The sequence below is a fragment of the Dietzia sp. DQ11-38-2 genome (genome assembly GCF_014145055.1).
GTDB lineage: Bacteria > Actinomycetota > Actinomycetes > Mycobacteriales > Mycobacteriaceae > Dietzia.
This window is the reverse complement of record NZ_JAALDW010000314.1, coordinates 1-1,797: the sequence shown is the minus strand read 5'-3', so window position 1 is coordinate 1,797 and position 1,797 is coordinate 1. Positions and strand designations below refer to the sequence as shown.

The window sequence follows — 1,797 nt, the reverse complement described above, 5'->3', positions numbered from 1 at the left end:
CGCGGAGTGGTCGATCGGGGTCCGCGCCCCGCCCCACCGGACCGGGCACTCCATTCTCATCCTCCACGCGACCCAGCCTAACGGCCGGGCGGGCGCAGGCGGCGCAGGAGTCTCGACCACCGGCTGCCCGACGAGGGCTCCGTGACCCGGGGGACGTCCTCGGACGCGCCCTCCCCGAGACGTCGGAGTCGCTCCCGCAGATCCCCGGGCATGTGGATGGGGCCGGACCCGCGAAGAGCCCGACGAGCGTCCTGCTGTTCGGTCACCTCGCGGCGGCACTGCGGGCACAGCGCGAGATGGGCGTCCGCGCGGACCTTTCCGGCGGAGGGGAGGCACCCGTCGACGTACGCCGCCGCCGCCTCGGTGGAGAGGTGGTCGGTGGAGAGGAAGTGGTGTCCCCCACGGGGAGGCGGAGTGCTCTCCGCCACTTCACGGACCGAATCCCGGGACAACCGGTACTCGGGGGCGGGACCGCGTCCCGCCTGGTATCGGTCCACCCTCGCCCCTTCTCGTCCGTCTTCCTCTGTACCTGATCCGGCCGGCACCCGGCGCTCCCACCGTCCGAGGGGCTCAACGCGCCGAGGGCGCCGCTGGTTCCCCGCAGACCCGGAGAGATCAGTCGATGCCCTGGTGCACCCCGGTCACGCCGGCCGCCTCGAGTTCGGCCCGCAGGGCGGACCGTCCCCGATGGATCCGGCTTCGGACCGTCCCCATCTTCACGCCGAGGATCCGTCCGACCTCCTCGTAACTGAGATCCTCGATGTCGCACAGCACCACCGCCGCGCGGAACTCGGGTGAGAGGTTGGCCAGGGCGGTCTGGAGCACCGGATCGAAGGTCTCCTCCGAGAGGACCTGCTCCGGACTGCGTTCCCGGCCCGGCACCCGCTCGGCGTCGTCGGGGAGAGCCTCGAAGCGGATGCGGCCTCGGCGCCGCGCCATGTCGAGGAAGAGGTTGGTGACGATGCGGTGCATCCACCCCTCGAAGGTGCCCGGCTTGTACTTGTCCAGGGACCTGAACACCCGGATGAACGCCTCCTGGGTGATGTCCTCCGCGTCGTGGGCGTTTCCGCAGAGCCGGAAGGCCAGACGGTAGACCCTGTCCCCGTGCTGGGCGACGAGTTGGGACCAGGACGGCATGTCCGCGGCATCACCGCTCGCGTCGAAGCGTGCGGTCCCCACCGCCTCATCGTGGTCCCCGCCGGGGACGATCGACGTCTCGTGCACGGTCTGCGAGTACATGCGCTGCCGCCGCCTTCCGGCGCGGGATCCTCGCAAGTCGCCCGCGCGGTCTTCCGCCGCACCCTCGTGGAGCGACGTGGTCCCACCCTCCCTCATCGGGCTGTTCTCACGGTATACCCGTACTGAGATCCCCCTGAGAGTCTCATACCGATCCGATCACCGCGCGTTGGACACGTCGTACGCGCACGCGGCGATACGCTGACCAGGTGTCCGATTCGACTGACGTCCCCGCCACCGACCGTTCCCGGCTCACCGATCTCGCGCGCCGCAGTGCCGGTCTGGTCGACGACTCCCTCTACGCCCCCGCACGCGCGGAGGCGGCCGAACTGGGTGCCGCCTCCCCGGACGCGTTGACCGCCGAGGTGATCCGGTTGGTCGCGAGACTGACCGGAGCCCGGGCCGCGGTGTGCATCTCCCCCGCTCCCGGCGTCCCCGCCCTGGCGATCCTGGCCGCGACCGGGCAGGGCTCGGGCACCGTGGTCACCTGCATCACCGACGATCCTCATCACCTCGAGGCGGCGCGGGCCGCGGTGCGGGACGCCGGCCACCCCGCGTCCG

Annotated in this window: 2 protein-coding genes and 1 pseudogene; 1 reads left to right on the top strand and 2 read right to left on the bottom strand. The window is 71.6% G+C overall.

Going from position 1 to position 1,797, the window contains the following annotated elements:
• Positions 1 to 77 precede the first annotated feature (77 nt).
• Positions 78 to 497 (bottom strand): zf-HC2 domain-containing protein, encoded by a 420-nt coding sequence (locus G6026_RS11065; protein ID WP_182613208.1) that lies wholly within the window; start codon positions 495 to 497, stop codon positions 78 to 80.
• A gap of 118 nt (positions 498 to 615) precedes the next feature.
• On the bottom strand, positions 616 to 1,239 hold the full coding sequence (gene sigE, locus G6026_RS11060) for an RNA polymerase sigma factor SigE (RefSeq protein ID WP_107756748.1): 624 nt from the start codon (positions 1,237 to 1,239) through the stop codon (positions 616 to 618).
• A 206-nt stretch (positions 1,240 to 1,445) separates the two neighbouring features.
• On the opposite strand from sigE, the pseudogene G6026_RS11055 reads away from it, so the two are divergent.
• Positions 1,446 to 1,797, top strand: a pseudogene (locus G6026_RS11055) (hypothetical protein); the annotation flags it as partial.

Excerpts from the sequence above, each read along its gene's own strand:
- sigE (WP_107756748.1), bottom strand. The coding sequence starts at position 1,239 with ATGTACTCGCAGACCGTGCACGAGACGTCGATCGTCCCCGGCGGGGAC.